The following is a 15,433-nucleotide window of genomic DNA, read 5'->3' as shown; positions in this document are numbered from 1 at the left end:
ATTGTTAATTAAAGCGTAAAATAATGTTTTTTTATATTCTATATAATGTATACGGTGGAGATATAAAATGGACAGATATATTCAAAGTGTATTGTGAAAAAATGTAACACTGCCTCCTTTTGTGATATATTTAATCAAAGCTAGAGAGGTTATTTTAAGGATGTGATATAATTGTGATGTAATGGGGTTATAATCAACTTTTACGGAATTATGAAACGAAGGAGAAGTAATGGCAAGAGTAGTCGTCCTCGGTGGCGGTGTCGCCGGACATACTGCAGCAACATTTGCGGCAGATTGGCTCGGAAAAGATCACGAGGTGGTAGTAGTTACCCCTAACTCAAAATGGAACTGGATCCCATCAAATATTTGGGTTGGTGTCGGTCAAATGTCAAAAGAAGAGGTTACTTTTGACCTTGCTCCTGTGTATGCAAAAGCGGGGATCACTTACAAGCAAGCAAAAGCGGTAAGTCTTAATCCTGAAGGAAGCGCTAACAGTGACAAACCGTTCGTTACGATCGAATATACCGGTCAAGGTAAAGCGGGTCAAAGCGAAGAGGTAACGTATGATTATTTGATCAATGCTACCGGACCAAAACTTAACTTCGCTGCAACACCAGGTCTTGGTGATGCAAACGGTCTTGGTGAATTTACTGTTTCAGTATGTACGGCAGATCACGCGGATCATGCAGCACATGAATTGGCAAAGTGTATCGAAAAAATGAAAAAAGGTGAGCGCCAAAAATTCCTCATCGGTACCGGTCACGGTATGTGTACATGTCAAGGTGCGGCGTTCGAATATATTTTCAACATCGAACACGAACTTCGCAAAGCAGGTGTTCGCGATATGGCAGATCTTCAATGGATCTCTAATGAATCATTCCTTGGTGACTTCGGTATCGGCGGTCTTCACATGAAACGCGGCGGATATGCGGCATCTTCTCGCCTTTTTGCAGAATCATTGTACTCTGAGCGCGGTGTAAAATGGTTGATCGGTGCACACGTTAACAAAGTTGAAAAAGGGAAAGTTCACTATGAATTGCTTGACGGTTCAATGGGTGAGCAAGAGTTCGACTTCGCGATGTTGATTCCTCCGTTTGCGGGTGTCGGTCTTAAAGCGTATGACAAAGCAGGTGAAGATATCACAGCAACGGTATTCGCTCCAAACGGCTTCATGAAAGTTGACGCGAACTACAATGCGGGTGCATATGAAAACTGGAAAGCATCTGACTGGCCACGTACCTATCAAAACCCGACATACAAAAACCTTTTCGCAGCAGGTATCGCATTTGCTCCTCCGCATCCGATCTCCAAACCGATGACGTCGCCAAACGGAACTCAAATTTTCCCAACTCCTCCACGTACAGGTATGCCGAGCGGTATTATCGGTAAAGCGGTAGCACACAGTGTTTGCGATTTGATCAAAAAAGGTCCAAACGCACACTTGCATGAAGCGTCAATGGCGGAAATGGGTGCAGCGTGTGTTGCATCAGCCGGTAAAGGTCTATTTGACGGTACAGCGGCAGCATTGACTGTTTATCCGGTTGTTCCAGACTTCGAAAAATATCCGGGAATCGGACGTGATTTGGATTATACATTCGGTGAAATCGGACTTGCAGGTCACTGGATTAAACACATTTTGCACCACATGTTTATCTATAAAGCGAAGCTCAATCCGGGCTGGACTATGATTCCAGAATAAGTAAAAGGAGAACTAACATGAAAGAGATCGAAAAATACGTTAAACCATACGATGCAAACTTTACAACAATGGTTCCGACAAATTTTGTCAAATTTTTTCGTACTTGCAAAATTTGGCAATTATTCCGTTTTATCGTCATCAACATCAAAATGTTGATCGTTGTTCGCAAAAGCCACTAATTTTATCCCCCTTCTTGGGGGTCTATCTTCTACACGAAAGAATTCCCTATGATTAAAGAGTTGATCACCTATCCTGACGAGCGGATCCGGTATATTTCGGCAGATATACGAAAGTTTGATGATGAATTGTTTGAACTCCTGGAGAATATGCGCGATACGATGGAACATCACGACTTGGATGCTCTTTCGGCTATACAAATTGCGGTGCCTTACAGTGCGATTATTTTAAAAAAGGGCGAAGAGATTGTTGAAATGATCAATGCGCGTTTGATCTCTACTGAAGGCTCTGAAGAGATCGATGAAGTGAATCCCTATTTCCCAAAAGGGTTTAGTGCAAAAATCAAACGCTACGGAAAAATAAAAGTGGTCTATGAAAATCGCTACGGTGAATCGCACCATTTGGATGCCGAGGGAGAATTGTCTCAGAGACTTCAGCGGCAGATCGATTTCCTTTTTGGTGGGACACTTTTGGACAAGCTCGGCAAAAAAGAGCGTCGAGAGGTCGAAGAGATTTTGGTCTCTCAACATGAAGGTGTGTATGATTTCGGTGCTTCGTGTCCGCGGGTTTTTGTTCGCGATTACTTCAAAAAAGGGGCTAAATATTTGATGGCGGGTGTAGCACTTACGTTTATCGCCCCTTTTATCGTCTCTCCTGAATGGCGTGCTATGATCTATACACTGGATAAAATTGCGTTGGCATTGGTTCCGGTACTGATGGCGATCTATTTTCTCTATGCACAACACGAAGCAAAAATTTATAAACAGTGTACCAGCTGTCAAATCGGCAATATTATCGGTACGACCGCTATTATGACAGGGCAATTATTGGTTGTGGCACTTGGAGTATTTTTCTGGATTGCACCCTAAAATACGCGGTTTATTTGAAGAGGGGCTTCCTTATATCTTGGATTGTGAGAGATAAAGATGAGCATATTAAAGCCTCTGAATAATGCTAAATCAACATTGCTTTCAGCGAAGCAGTCGATTTTACAAGAGTGGGTTAATGATGAGTCCTGCGCCGAAATCTTGCAACGGCACGAAATAGAGCCGGAAGTTTTTATTTCGCAGTATGCTGACAATGTATTTGATTATTTTATGGGTGTCGTTTCCGGTATAACGGTATTGGGAGAGTGCCCCGTTATCGCTGAACTCATCGAATATTTAAAACACAAAGAACTGCGGGCGGATGAGCTTTTTATCCTTTGTACCCACTTCAAGCACTCTATGTTAAATGCAACTTATCGGCTTGGTATTAATGATCAGTCGATTTTTGTTGCCGTAAGCTATCTCTTTAACCAAAACTTCTCAAGCGTTCTCAAACTTTATACCGATACCATCTATCAAAAAGAGCAAGAGGCGATTAACGCGTCTAAAGCCAAAGAGTATTTTCTCTCTAATATGTCACATGAAATACGTACTCCGCTGAATGCTATTTTGGGGTTTGTATCGCTATTGCGTGATGAGACGACCAATCCACGCTATCAGCAATATCTCGACATTATCTCCAATAGCGGAGAAAATCTACTTCACATCATTAACGATATTTTGGATTTTTCAAAACTGCGAAGCGGCGAATTTACGGTTGATCCGCAACCTTTTAATATCCATGATGAAATCTCCCATACGATGGAGCTGTTTGTTCCCGGAGCCAATTCAAAAAACATTACGTTGACGAGCTTTATTGATCCCTCTATCCCTTATGAGATTGTGGCGGATGCTCTCCGCATCAAACAAATCGTCGGGAATTTTTTGAGTAATGCGATTAAGTTCAGCCATCATGGCGGTGCAATTCATGTCGAAGCACGCTTTGATAACGGATTTCTCTTTTTATCCGTGCGTGATGAGGGTGTAGGGATTGCGCAGCCGGATCAAGAGCGGATTTTTGATGCCTTTTCTCAGGCGCAAGAGGGGAATTTGAAAATCCATGAGGGGACAGGGCTGGGATTATCGATCTGCAAACAGTTGGCTGTTCATATGGGGGGAGTGATTGAGTTGGAATCGACGCTGGGCGAGGGGAGTATGTTTACTCTCAAAATTCCGGTTGTCGTCAATGATGAATGTGCGTCTATAAAATTTGATGCGACAATGTTCGAAGGGATTCGGTTTGGACTCTTAGCGTATAATCCTGCCGAGAGCTATAAGCTTGAATCACTGCGCCGATATTGGGAATATTTCGGATTGGACATTCACACGATTCATGACGTGGAAGAACCGTGTGATTTATTGATCTTTTTGGAAAGCTCGATGAACGAGTCGGTACGAAAAACGATTATAGAACGCCAAATCCCCTCAATCGCCATACTCGATTTTTTGGATGAACGCTATGATGCGATTTGTACGATCGTACCGCTCACGTTTCCGATCTATTGTACAAAACTACAAAGTGCACTGTGTGACGTTTTGGGGGCTAATGCTACCCAAAGAGCAACGCCTATCGGTGGGAACAAGAGCAAAGGTGGATTTGCGGGTAAAGTGCTGGTGGCTGAAGACAATCTGGCGAATCAAGAACTGATCAAAATTATCTTGGAACGTTATGGGCTCCGTTACACTATCGCTTCAAACGGTATTGAAGCGGTTAATGCCTTTTTATCCGATACCTTCGACATGATTTTTATGGATGAACAAATGCCGAAAATGGATGGCAACGAAGCGACAGCATCCATCTTGGCGTATGAAAAAGAGCGTAGCCGTGTGCATACTCCGATTATTGCATTGACGGCGAATGTGATCAAAGGGGCACGTGAGCGTGCGATGCAAAACGGGTATGACGCATTTTTAGGAAAACCGATTATGCTCAAAGAGATCGAATCGATTTTCGAGCGTTATTTAGAGCCGGTAGTGCTCAGTGAAATGAAAATAACGCAGGCTATCGAATCAAGCTGGAAAAACATCGATATGAGCCATCTCAAAAGCGCCCTTATGCTAGAAGAGGAGCAAATAGAGTATCTATTAGGGATCTATTACCAAAAAATGGATCATTCGCTTCATGATCTCTTAAAGGCGATACATCTGCAAGATTTTAATGCTATCCGTTTTATTGCCCATGCGATTAAGGGATCCAGTGCCAATTTCCGCTTTGATGAGCTTTCACGATTGGCCTATGTTATCGAAGAATCGGCAGCGGAAGAGGACTGCCATTTTGATTTTACGGAAGCGTATGAGGTTCTTGCGAGGGAGTTTCGAAAGCGTTTTGAGTAGGTCATCCTACCCTTCGAGGTAGTACCCCACTCCCGAGGCATTTTTGATCACATCGGTCGGGAGTTTGCTACGGAGACGCCAAACGAGAGTGCGGACGCTGTTATCGGTTGCTCCCTTGGTCTCCCATACATAATTGATCGCTTGTTGGAAATCGACGACGCTACCCAGTTGTGCAACCAAAAGTCGGATAAATGCGTTCTCTTTTTTGGTCAGTTTGATTTTTTGGTTTTGGTAGAATGTTTCACCCAATCCTGTATCGTGGCGGTATCCCTCACCGAATTCGACAATCGGTTTGTCGGAGAGTTTTTTGGTATAAACCAGTTTTTCAAGCTCTTCGCGATTGGATTTGAGTTCATCAAGATTGGAGTTGCGTTTTTTCTCCTCTTTGAATCGGTACAACGCCATTTGGATCGTCGTGTGCAGATTGATCGGATCAAAGGGTTTGACAATGTATCCGTACGGCTCCGTTTTTTTTGCTTTGGAGAGCATATCGTTATCGGAATGCGCCGTGAGATAGATAAAGGGGAGCTGGTTTTTATTGCGGATATATTGTGCCAATTCGATACCGTCGGTAGTTTTTTGCAATCCGATATCGATTAGCGCGATATCTGGGTTGTAAATTTTGATTTTGTTACGTGCGGTGATGGCATTGTCGGCTAATGAAATAACGTCATATCCTTGCTTTTCTAATGACATTTTTAGATTCATAGCGGTTACTTCATCATCTTCGATGATTAACACTTTTATGGCGCTCATATACTCTCTTTAGATATATAGATTGAGTTTCCGTTCATTTTATCACATTTTATAAAAAAAACAAATTTTTGACGTAGAATTTATACTATTTTTCATCACTATTTCTCTTGGTAACAGAGGAATTTTAGGGGACATTCAATCCAAAAGGGTATAATCGCGATCATATACCTTTTTAGGGACGCACTACTATGCTTGATTTTGACAAATTTACAAAATATTCCAAACCGGGGCCTCGTTATACGAGTTATCCGACCGCATTGGAGTTTAGCGACGCATTCGATTATGAGGGGTATCTTTCAAAGCTCCATGCCCAAGACTCCTCACGTCCCCTCTCTTTATATTTTCATTTGCCGTTTTGCAAAAACGCGTGTTACTTTTGCGGATGTAACGTCGTCTTTACCTCAAAGGAGGACAAAAAAGAGCGCTATATTGACTATATCACCCGAGAATTGCAAATCTTGAGTGCCCATATCGATGTCAATCGTCCGGTCATTCAGCTCCATTTCGGAGGGGGGACTCCGACGTTTTTTGATGCGGATCAATTGAACCGAATCATTGGCGCGATCAAAAGCCATTTCAAAAATTTCACCGCCGATGCCGAGATCAGCTGCGAGATTGATCCGCGTCACATCAACGAAGATCAGATGCGGGTAATGAGCGAAGCGGGATTCAACCGTGTCAGTTTCGGGATTCAGGATTTCGACGAAAAAGTTCAAGTCGCCGTCCATCGCGTTCAGCCCTACGACATCACCAAAGCGGCGATGGATTTAGCCCGCAAATACAACATGGTGAGTGTCAATGTCGATCTTATCTACGGATTACCGTATCAATCTTTGGAGACCTTTAAAAAGACGCTTGATTTGGCGATTTCGCTTAATCCAGACCGCTTTGCGGTGTTCAACTATGCACACGTCCCGTGGCTCAAAAAAACGATGCGTAAAATTGACGAAACGACGTTGCCGCATCCTGCAGAGAAGCTAGCCATTATGCGCTATACCATCGATCACATGTCCGAACTCGGTTACCGTATGATCGGAATGGATCATTTTGCCAAACCAGAAGATGAGCTTTTTAAAGCGATTGAGAAAGGAGAGTTACACCGTAATTTTCAAGGATATACTACCAAAGGGGGTGCCGATTTGATCGGTATCGGTCTCACCTCTATCGGTGAAGGGGTCGATTATTACGCCCAAAACTTCAAAGATATGGAGAGCTACGAAGCGGCTATCGATGCGGGTAAATTGCCGTATGAGAGAGGGGTAGCCCTTAATGAAGATGATCGTATTCGTCAATACGTCATTATGGAATTAATGTCTAATTTTAAACTCGATATTGCACGATTCGAGAAATTATACGGGGTAAAATTTGCCGAGTATTTTGCCGATGCGATTGACGCACTCAAACCGTTTGAAGCGGAGGGGTTATTAAGTATGGGTGCCTCATCTATCGAGTGCTCTCCAACGGGAACATTGTTGATCCGTAATATCGCGATGCCATTTGATGCGTACATGAAACGTCATGCAAGCTCTGACAAAGCATTCAGCAAAACGGTGTAAGTCGATGGAAAAACGCGAACTTTTTCACTTTACCGATACCTCTGATGCCTGTATCAAATGCGGGAAATGTATTCCGGTCTGTACGATCCACAACGTCAATGCCGATGAGGTAACTTCTCCTCGCGGGTTTATCGATCTATTGGGAGCGTATGAGCGAGGTCAGCTGGAGTTGGATAAAAATGCGAAAGCGATTTTTGAGAGCTGCTTTTTGTGTACCAATTGTACTGATGTGTGTCCAAAAGCGCTCCCTACCGATATGGTGATCGAACAGGTACGCGCCGACATCGCGGATAAATATGGCATTGCATGGTTTAAGAGGGCATTTTTCTATCTTTTGCGTCATCGCACGACGATGGATCTATTGTTTAAGCTCGGATATGTATTTCAAACCTGCGGGTTTAAGATCAAGGCCGAGATCAACTCGATGCAGCCGCGTTTTAATCTCCCGATCATCAAAAAAGATCGACTCTTGCCATCGATGGGAAAAACCTCGTTTATGAACAGCTATCCGGAGAATATTTCCAACGGCGGTAAACGGCGTGTGGCGATTTTCATCGGATGTTTAGGAAACTATAACTATACCGAGATTGGCAAGGGACTTTTGGAGATATTGGAGACATTGAATATTGATGCGTTTATCCCGAAAAAACAGCTGTGTTGTGGAGCACCGGCCTATTTTACGGGGGACTTTGCCACGGTCGATCATAACGCCAAAAAGAACATCGCCTATTTCGAGAGTTTCATCGATGAGGTTGAAGCGATCATCATCCCCGAAGCGACCTGCAGTGCGATGATCAAGATCGATTATGAACATTTCTTTCACGATCAGCCTGAGTGGTTAGAGCGGGCGAAGAAGCTAAAAAGCAAAATCTTTATGGCGACCGAATGGCTGGAGCAAAAGACGGAGTTAAAAGCGCTGTTGGCGTCCAAGGGGCGCAGTAATTTGAGCGTCACCTATCACGATCCCTGCCATGCCCGCAAAATGCAGGGGGTCTATAAAGAACCGCGTGCGTTGGTAGGACAAAACTACACGATCACCGAAATGAGTGATCCGAATGCCTGCTGCGGTTTTGGTGGTGTGACGATGCAGACCGAAAATTTCCACTTTGCCCAAGCGGCAGGGAAGCCGAAAGCCGCCATGATCGCCAAAACGGGGGCAAAAGTGGTAACAGCCGAGTGTTCGGCATGCCGTATGCAGATCAACAATTCGATGAATGAGGCGGATGTAGATGTTGTCTTTAAAAATCCGATCGAACTGATCGCCGAGGCGTTGCGCCGATGACGACGATAGAGGTTGAGTCGTTTTTAGAGACGTTTCAGACTCTGATCATGGCTTCTCTGACTCCTCAGGGTGAAGCCCATGCCAGTACCGCACCGTATGTGAGAATCGATAATGATTTTTATATCCTCATCAGCACCGTTGCGCAGCACGGACGCAATCTTCTATCACATCCGAATGTTTCACTCCTCTTTGTCGAAGACGAATCACAATGTGTTCAACCTTTTGCCCGTAAACGGATAACGATTGAAGCGGTCGCTTCGGAAGTGGCACGCGGTGAGAATACCTATGCGATGGCGATTGATCGTTTTCGTGCCCATTTCGATCCGGAATTGGTCACCTCGTTGGCCCAAATGGGCGATTTTCACCTCTTTAAGCTCTCCCCTAAAAGTGGGAGTGTTGTGATGGGATTCGGCAAGGCATATCGATTAAATGAACATCTTGAGGTGCAAACGCAGATTATGGGGCACCATCAAAAGAGGCATGGAAATGGATAAACTTCTCATTCTCTGGAGCAGCGGAGAGATCGAAGTCGCTAAAAAGCTGGTATTGCTGTACGGGAGTGTGATATTGCCTCGCGGCTATTGGGATGAAGCGCACTTAATGGTATGGGGTCCTTCGGCAAAGCTTTTGGCTGAAAATAGCGAACTGCAAGAGATGGTGACCAAAGTCATCGAGAGCGGGGTAAAAGCATCGGTGTGCGTCGTGTGCAGCGACGATTACGGGGTGAGCGATCAGCTTCGCTCATTGGGAATTGAGCCGACCCATACGGGAGAATTGTTAACGCAGGCGCTGAAAAGCGACTGGAAAGTTATAACGTTTTAAAGGAGCCTTATGCTGATCGATCCGCAATCGCTTGAAGTGACTACGGTTTATAAACTGATGAGTAATACGATTTTTCCCCGTCCTATCGCATGGATTTCGACAGAGGGGGAGAAAGGTGTGAATCTCGCCCCTTTTAGCTATTTTATCCCCGTCTCATCCGAACCGCCGTGTGTGATGGTCTCTATCGGACCGAACGAAGAGGGCGGTCTCAAAGATACCGCAAAAAATATCCTCCTTCACGGTAAAGCGACCATTTCGCTTGCCGATGATCGTAAAGCCGGACTAATCGAAGCAACGGCTGAAGCTCTGGCGTATGGAGAGAGTGAAGCACAAAAATACGGTATTGCAATGACCAAAACCGCCGATGGCTATCCGCCCCGCGTGGACGATGCGAAAGCGGCATTGTTGTGTTCGCTCCATCAGGAGGTCTCATTGATCGGGAGTGAGCAAAATATTTTGTTTTTAAAAATCGATGCGTTCTATTATGCCGATGAAGTGATAGATGAGCGATACAACGTGAAGCTCGAAAACATCGGGCGGGTAGGGCGCGATTATCTCGTCGATGCAAAACGGATGAAGGTCTGAGATGGAATTTTGGAATCATATTTACGAGCATTTCAACCCTGTAGCCTTTAACCTCTTCTCGATTCCCGTCCACTGGTATGGGTTGATGTACGTCCTCGCCCTCTTGAGTGCCCTTGTCATTGCCAAATGGATTGTCCAAAAGGATAATATCAAGATCACCAAAGAGCAGTTGGATGACTATTTCATCTATGCCGAAATCGGAGTGATTTTGGGTGCTCGGTTGGGCTATATCCTCTTTTACGATACCCACACGATGTACTATCTCACCAACCCGTGGCAAATCTTCAATCCGTTTATTGACGGGCAGTTTGTCGGGATCCGTGGGATGAGTTTCCACGGGGCGATTTTGGGCTTTTTGATCGGTTCGTATCTGTATCATCGTCGTCATAAGGTGTCGTTTGGTCTCTTGATGGATTTGGTAGCAGTCTCTGTACCGCTGGGGTATGTGTTCGGACGTATCGGTAATTTCCTCAATCAAGAGCTTGTCGGACGTGCTACTGATGTGCCGTGGGGTATTTATGTGTACGATACTCTCCGTCACCCCTCACAGCTCTATGAAGCGTTTGTCGAAGGGATTGTGGTATTTGCGATCGTCTATCTCTATCGCAAGCGCAAAGCGTTCGAGGGGGAGTTGATTTTATTGTATGGATTTTGTTACGGAATCGGGCGGGGGCTTGTCGAGTTTTATCGTGCCCCCGATGCACAAATCGGCTATCTCGCGGGTGAGTGGCTGACGCTGGGTATGGCGCTGAGCTTTGCGATGGCGGGCATTTCAGCGATTTTGTGGATTTATTTTAAAAAGCAAACCCGTTAAAACCGGATACAAAAATGGTGTATCCCCTCTTCATACGTGTAGTGCAGATCAAAACGGTGCAAATCACACACCGATTGGGCGATATAAAGCCCCAGTCCTAACCCCCCGTCTCCCCGCTCGGTTACGAATGCCTGTAACGCTTCTTCGACCGGGCGCTTGAGCGGTTCGCCGCTGTTACGGATGCAGATTTTTTTCCCGTCGCAATCGATATGGATAGGATACGAGGTTGCATGACGGAGGGCATTATCCATCAGGTTTTGGAGCGCACTTGTAAAGAGGTCACCATCCACCATGATGCTCTGCGTACATCCGTTGATCTCTACGGTATCCTCTTCTATCATCAGATTATCCAGTGCCGTGAATATCATCGAATCGAGACTTTTTGCCGTTTTGGTGAGGGAAAAGGCGTGCATTTTCTCAATATCCGCCATTTGGTGGATCAGATGTTCCAGTCGTGAAAAAAGTTTTGACAGAAGATTGTGATTCGGACTTGGCTCTTCGAGTTCGACGATGAGTTTCCCTTTGGTAATCGGGGTTTTGAGTTCGTGCATGATGTTACGCAGAAAAAGCTCACGCGATTTTTTGAGACGGTTCTGTTTTTGCAGGGCATCGTGAAAGGCATTGGAGATGAGGGCAATTTCGTCTTTGCCGTTGTTGGGTTCCTCGACAATCTCTTCACCTTCACCGTAGCGCTGTATCTGTTCATAGAGGTGCTTGAGTGGCTTGAGATTGCGCCACAGCAATAGATACATACTTACCAAGCCGCCCAACAGGGCAAAGAACAAGAACCACACAAAATAGTAGGTCGGCTCTTCTGCGGTGTCTCGATAGTACATCGTACAATGCTCACGTCCCAAGGCGTAGACAAACCCCTCATGGTCTTTATATATTGTGACTTTAATATTACGTGATTGGAGTTTGGCACGCATCGGCGGGGGTATAGGGATCGGTTCACAATGGGGCGCAATGGTATCTATCGGCTTAAATCCCGCCTCTTTGAGTTCATTGTTTTGTTTCATGCACGTATGGATAGGAGATTCTTCCAAGATGCGAGAGAGCTCCATTGACCTGTGGGCGAGGAGATGAAATTTTTGCTCTTTTTGTTCACTGAGTGCTGATACAAAGAGGAGGGAGAGGACGATCAGCGCCAAAGCAAAAAAAGCGTGAAGCTTGAAAAAAACGGAGTGGCGGCGTGAAATCATAGGGTGAATTGATACCCCATCCCGCGAATCGAGCGGATGAGGGTAGGATGTTTCGGGTTTGGTTCCACTTTTTGGCGAATACGGCTGATGAGAACGTCAATACTTCGCTCACTGCTCTCCCATCCGATCGATTCGACGTTGTTGGCGATAAAGTCACGGGAGATGATTTGGCGGCGGTGTTTGATCAGCAGACTCAGAAGCTCGAATTCAGCGCGGGTGAGGGGGAGCAATTCCCCCTCTTTGTAGATACCGTTTTCATCGACACGGAACATCTCACTGCTTGTTTGGATGGTTTTGCCGTTGATACGGCGTAATAGACTCTGTATGCGGGCTACCAACTCTCTGGGCTCATAGGGCTTTGGGAGATAGTCATCGGCACCCAGTTCGAGTGCGATCACTTTGTCTCCCAAATCACTCCGAGCCGAGGAGATGATGATCGGAATGTCGCTGCGCTCACGAAGCGCTTTGCAAACCTCTAGTCCATCCATATCAGGAAGGGTAAGATCGAGTAAAACCAGATCGTACGACTCTATCCCCAGCGATGCAAGCGCCGCTTTTGGATGAGGATACGAAATGACCTCCATCTGATAACGACTCAAATACTGGCTCAAAAGATCCGAGATTTCGAGATCATCTTCGATAAGGAGGATTTTGATCATTCGAGATTACTTTTTATCGCACTCTTTGCAGCCCATGCCGTCCATTTTTCCATCACCCATTTTCATCCCTTTCATATCCCCTTTTGGGCACATTTTAGGAGCATTGGCTTCGAACGCTTTGCGTTGTTCAGGGGTAAGAACATTCATCATTTTTTCGTGCTGTTGGTTGTGGAAAGCTTTTCCCTCTTCGCGAAGTTTTTGGATTTGAGCTTTTTGATCATCGCTAAGCCCCAATTTTTCAAACGGTTTAGGAAGTTTTGAGGTGTCACATTCACATTTTCTCATCATCATTCCGCCGTCTTTCATCGGGCAAGCCATTAACGCTGTTGCACCGAGGATCAGTGCGATGCTTAGAATCTTTTTCATGGGGTTTCTCCGTTTGGCAAATTTTAACTTTAACATCATAGGACACAATTGCTAATATTTGATCAATCTTGTATTAACAATATTAATGAGATCTGTTTTCGCTTTGTGTTTCGGTGATTTTCATCAAAGTCATAAAGAGTACGGTAATTGCGGGTCCGATGATCATCCCCCAAAATCCAAATGTCCCCAACCCAGCGATAATGGCAAAGAAGATAATGAGTTCATTGATTTTTTCTTGGGGTTTGATCAATTTTTGGTTGATTAGTTTGATGATGACCGGTTTAACAAAGGTATCGGCGATGACCGAAATGACGATGATGGTATAGAGGGTGATAAACAGAGCGTTTTCGGTATGCCCCATTGAAAGTTCAAAGAGAGCAAACGGAAGCCACATAATCACCCCTCCTATGACGGGAATCAAAGACGCAAAGCCGTACATGATCCCAAAAAGCAGACCGTTGTACCCCATGTATCCAACGGCTATGCCGAACAATACCCCTTCAAAGACAGCAGTTGTGATGATCGAGTAAAAAACGACGCTCATAGCTGAACGCATCTCAAAAATGATGAGGGTGCTCTCTTGCTGCGGAAAGTGGGCTGAGCTTTTGAAAAAATCAAAAATCTCTTTTCCGTAATAGTGGGCGATAAAATAGAAAATCAGGATAAATAGGGTGCCGGAGAGAAACGACATCGCAAAGCTTCCGATTTGTGAGGCGTAGCCGAGGATATGCTGTGAAAATGCTGTAGGATCAAATTTGATTAAATAGCGTTCTATTCGTCCCTCTATATGCGAGAGTGCCGGAGGCAGATGGGCTATCCAATGGTGCAATTTGGCTTCGATTGTCACCAAGAGGGTTGGATCAAGATTTTGGAGCGTCACAGAGAGATGAAAGAGAAAATATCCCAAAGGAGCAAAAAAGAGGACTCCCAGTAAAAGTGTCGATAAGGCTGAAGCCCAGAAACGGCTCTTGGTGAGTTGAAAAAATCCCATTTGGATATGGTGGGTTGAGATCGCCAACAGTGAGGCGACAATAATACTCATCCAAAAGGGTGCGTATAAAACATATATGCCGTACGAAGCCATCATCAGCAGTATTAGGGTGAAATGTTCTTTTTTCATCAGTTCCTCTTACTCAAAGAGTCCGTTTTGCGGGGTTCCGAATTTGAGCAGCTCATAGGTTTTCGGCGTTGCGATTCGTCCCCGTGCGGTACGTTCCAAATATCCATTTGCCAGAAGGTAGGGTTCGAGAACATCCTCAATCGTCCCTTCATCCTCACTGAGTGCGGCGGCAATCGTGCTTAGTCCCATGGCGCGCCCTTTGGCCTCCATCAGCAGTTTGAGAAGTCGTAAATCCATCTCATCAAATCCGTTCGCATTGATCCCGAGTTGATCGAGTGCATATCGGGAACGCTCATGCATGATTGTGTTTTCGTTCGCGACATCGGCAAAATCACGTACCCGTTTCAGGAGACGCAACGCAATGCGGGGGGTTCCGCGTGAGCGTTTGGCAATTTCAAGCGCGGCATGTTTATCGATGTTTTTGCCTAATTTCAAAGAGGCTTGGGTGATGATAGTGCAGAGTTCATCGGGGGTATAAAACTGCATCCGAAAATTCATTCCGAAACGGTCGCGTAGAGGGTTCGAGAGCATTCCCGCCCGTGTCGTCGCACCGATGAGGGTGAAACGTGGCAGATCGATTTTGACCGTCTGTGCCGCAGGGCCGCTTCCGATGATAATATCGAGACGAAAGTCTTCCATCGATGGGTAGAGAATCTCTTCGACCGCTGGGGAGAGGCGGTGGATCTCGTCGATAAAGAGGATGTCCCCCTCTTCGAGGTTGGTGAGGATGGCGGCAAGATCACCGCTTTTTTCGATCATCGGGGCGGCGGTGACTTTGATGTTGCTCCCCATTTCGTTGGCGATAATGAGGGCGAGGGTCGTTTTTCCCAAACCGGGAGGGCCGTAAAAGAGGACATGATCGAGCGCTTCTCGTCGTTTTGAACTTGCTTCGATGAAGACGCCGAGATTTTTTTTGATCTGCTCTTGCCCGATGTAATCGTTCCATGCGCTGGGGCGCAGAGAGGTTTCTGCACTCTCTTCGGCATCAAATTTTTCGATTTCGACTATGCGTTCCACGTTAGTGTTTCCTAATAAACATAATTTTCATCGGGAAATGAGCGGGCTTTGACATCATCTGCATAGTTTTTGACCGCCTCTTTGACCGCTGCTGCACCGCTCAGATATTGTTTGACGAATTTCGGGACAAACGGCTCATACAGACCCAGCATATCGGAGAATACGAGTACTTGACCGT

17 protein-coding genes are annotated in these 15,433 nt (G+C 45.4%); 10 read left to right on the top strand and 7 right to left on the bottom strand.

Going from position 1 to position 15,433, the window contains the following annotated elements; translation table 11 throughout:
• Positions 1 to 229 precede the first annotated feature (229 nt).
• From JHC35_RS01915 to JHC35_RS01900, 4 genes are read left to right on the top strand one after another with little or no spacing between them, the layout of a single operon-like run.
• Positions 230 to 1,699: an FAD-dependent oxidoreductase gene (locus JHC35_RS01915; protein ID WP_295041695.1), complete on the top strand. Its 1,470-nt coding sequence runs from the start codon at positions 230 to 232 to the stop codon at positions 1,697 to 1,699.
• 17 nt (positions 1,700 to 1,716) lie between these two features.
• Entirely contained in the window at positions 1,717 to 1,878 is a 162-nt protein-coding gene (locus JHC35_RS01910) for a hypothetical protein (protein ID WP_295041694.1), read from the top strand.
• A 48-nt stretch (positions 1,879 to 1,926) separates the two neighbouring features.
• Entirely contained in the window at positions 1,927 to 2,745 is an 819-nt protein-coding gene (locus JHC35_RS01905) for a peptide deformylase (protein WP_295041693.1), read from the top strand.
• Between the two features lie 57 nt (positions 2,746 to 2,802).
• A complete protein-coding gene (locus JHC35_RS01900) occupies positions 2,803 to 5,076 on the top strand; it encodes a hybrid sensor histidine kinase/response regulator (RefSeq protein WP_295041692.1) in 2,274 nt (757 codons plus the stop codon).
• A 6-nt stretch (positions 5,077 to 5,082) separates the two neighbouring features.
• Here the strand turns inward: JHC35_RS01900 and JHC35_RS01895 are convergent, their stop codons facing one another.
• Positions 5,083 to 5,832, bottom strand: a complete 750-nt coding sequence (locus JHC35_RS01895) for a response regulator (RefSeq protein ID WP_295041691.1) — start codon at positions 5,830 to 5,832, stop codon at positions 5,083 to 5,085.
• Positions 5,833 to 6,020: 188 nt separating this feature from the next.
• Here JHC35_RS01895 and hemN point away from each other — a divergent pair, with 188 nt between their 5' ends.
• From hemN to lgt, 6 genes are read left to right on the top strand one after another with little or no spacing between them, the layout of a single operon-like run.
• The gene (gene hemN, locus JHC35_RS01890; RefSeq protein ID WP_295041690.1) at positions 6,021 to 7,388 is read left to right on the top strand and encodes an oxygen-independent coproporphyrinogen III oxidase; all 1,368 of its coding nucleotides are present in this window, start codon (positions 6,021 to 6,023) and stop codon (positions 7,386 to 7,388) included.
• Positions 7,389 to 7,392: 4 nt separating this feature from the next.
• Positions 7,393 to 8,670, top strand: coding sequence for a (Fe-S)-binding protein (locus tag JHC35_RS01885; RefSeq protein ID WP_295041689.1), 1,278 nt, complete (start codon positions 7,393 to 7,395; stop codon positions 8,668 to 8,670).
• Positions 8,667 to 9,164, top strand: a complete 498-nt coding sequence (locus JHC35_RS01880; protein ID WP_295041688.1) for a pyridoxamine 5'-phosphate oxidase family protein — start codon at positions 8,667 to 8,669, stop codon at positions 9,162 to 9,164. The genes JHC35_RS01885 and JHC35_RS01880 overlap by 4 nt, the downstream gene beginning before the upstream one ends.
• On the top strand, positions 9,157 to 9,492 hold the full coding sequence (locus tag JHC35_RS01875; RefSeq protein WP_295041687.1) for a DsrE family protein: 336 nt from the start codon (positions 9,157 to 9,159) through the stop codon (positions 9,490 to 9,492). Before JHC35_RS01880 ends, JHC35_RS01875 begins: the two co-directional genes overlap by 8 nt.
• 9 nt (positions 9,493 to 9,501) lie before the next feature.
• Complete coding sequence (locus JHC35_RS01870; protein ID WP_295041686.1) at positions 9,502 to 10,077, top strand: flavin reductase family protein; 576 nt, start codon at positions 9,502 to 9,504, stop codon at positions 10,075 to 10,077.
• Position 10,078: 1 nt separating this feature from the next.
• The gene (gene lgt / locus JHC35_RS01865) at positions 10,079 to 10,891 is read left to right on the top strand and encodes a prolipoprotein diacylglyceryl transferase (RefSeq protein ID WP_295041685.1); all 813 of its coding nucleotides are present in this window, start codon (positions 10,079 to 10,081) and stop codon (positions 10,889 to 10,891) included.
• Here lgt and JHC35_RS01860 read toward each other — a convergent pair.
• From JHC35_RS01860 to JHC35_RS01835, 6 genes are all read right to left on the bottom strand, one after another.
• Positions 10,888 to 12,093 carry an ArsS family sensor histidine kinase gene (locus JHC35_RS01860; RefSeq protein ID WP_295041684.1) on the bottom strand — a complete coding sequence of 402 codons (1,206 nt, stop codon included), beginning with the start codon at positions 12,091 to 12,093 and terminating at the stop codon, positions 10,888 to 10,890. The two genes, lgt and JHC35_RS01860, sit on opposite strands and share 4 nt — an antisense overlap.
• Complete coding sequence (locus JHC35_RS01855; RefSeq protein WP_295041683.1) at positions 12,090 to 12,752, bottom strand: response regulator transcription factor; 663 nt, start codon at positions 12,750 to 12,752, stop codon at positions 12,090 to 12,092. The genes JHC35_RS01860 and JHC35_RS01855 overlap by 4 nt, the downstream gene beginning before the upstream one ends.
• Positions 12,753 to 12,758: 6 nt before the next feature.
• Positions 12,759 to 13,118: a hypothetical protein gene (locus JHC35_RS01850; RefSeq protein ID WP_295041682.1), complete on the bottom strand. Its 360-nt coding sequence runs from the start codon at positions 13,116 to 13,118 to the stop codon at positions 12,759 to 12,761.
• 82 nt (positions 13,119 to 13,200) lie between these two features.
• Positions 13,201 to 14,238, bottom strand: a complete 1,038-nt coding sequence (locus tag JHC35_RS01845; protein ID WP_295041681.1) for an AI-2E family transporter — start codon at positions 14,236 to 14,238, stop codon at positions 13,201 to 13,203.
• 9 nt (positions 14,239 to 14,247) lie between these two features.
• Entirely contained in the window at positions 14,248 to 15,255 is a 1,008-nt protein-coding gene (gene ruvB / locus JHC35_RS01840; protein ID WP_295041680.1) for a Holliday junction branch migration DNA helicase RuvB, read from the bottom strand.
• Positions 15,256 to 15,266: 11 nt separating this feature from the next.
• Positions 15,267 to 15,433 (bottom strand): 3-methyl-2-oxobutanoate hydroxymethyltransferase (locus JHC35_RS01835; protein WP_295041696.1); only part of this gene is annotated, 167 nt, incomplete at its 5' end.

This window comes from Sulfuricurvum sp. (assembly GCF_022759005.1).
In the GTDB taxonomy this organism is placed as follows: Bacteria; Campylobacterota; Campylobacteria; order Campylobacterales; family Sulfurimonadaceae; genus Sulfuricurvum.
Note: the sequence above shows the minus strand (reverse complement) of the source record. Positions and strands in the feature narration are given on the sequence as shown.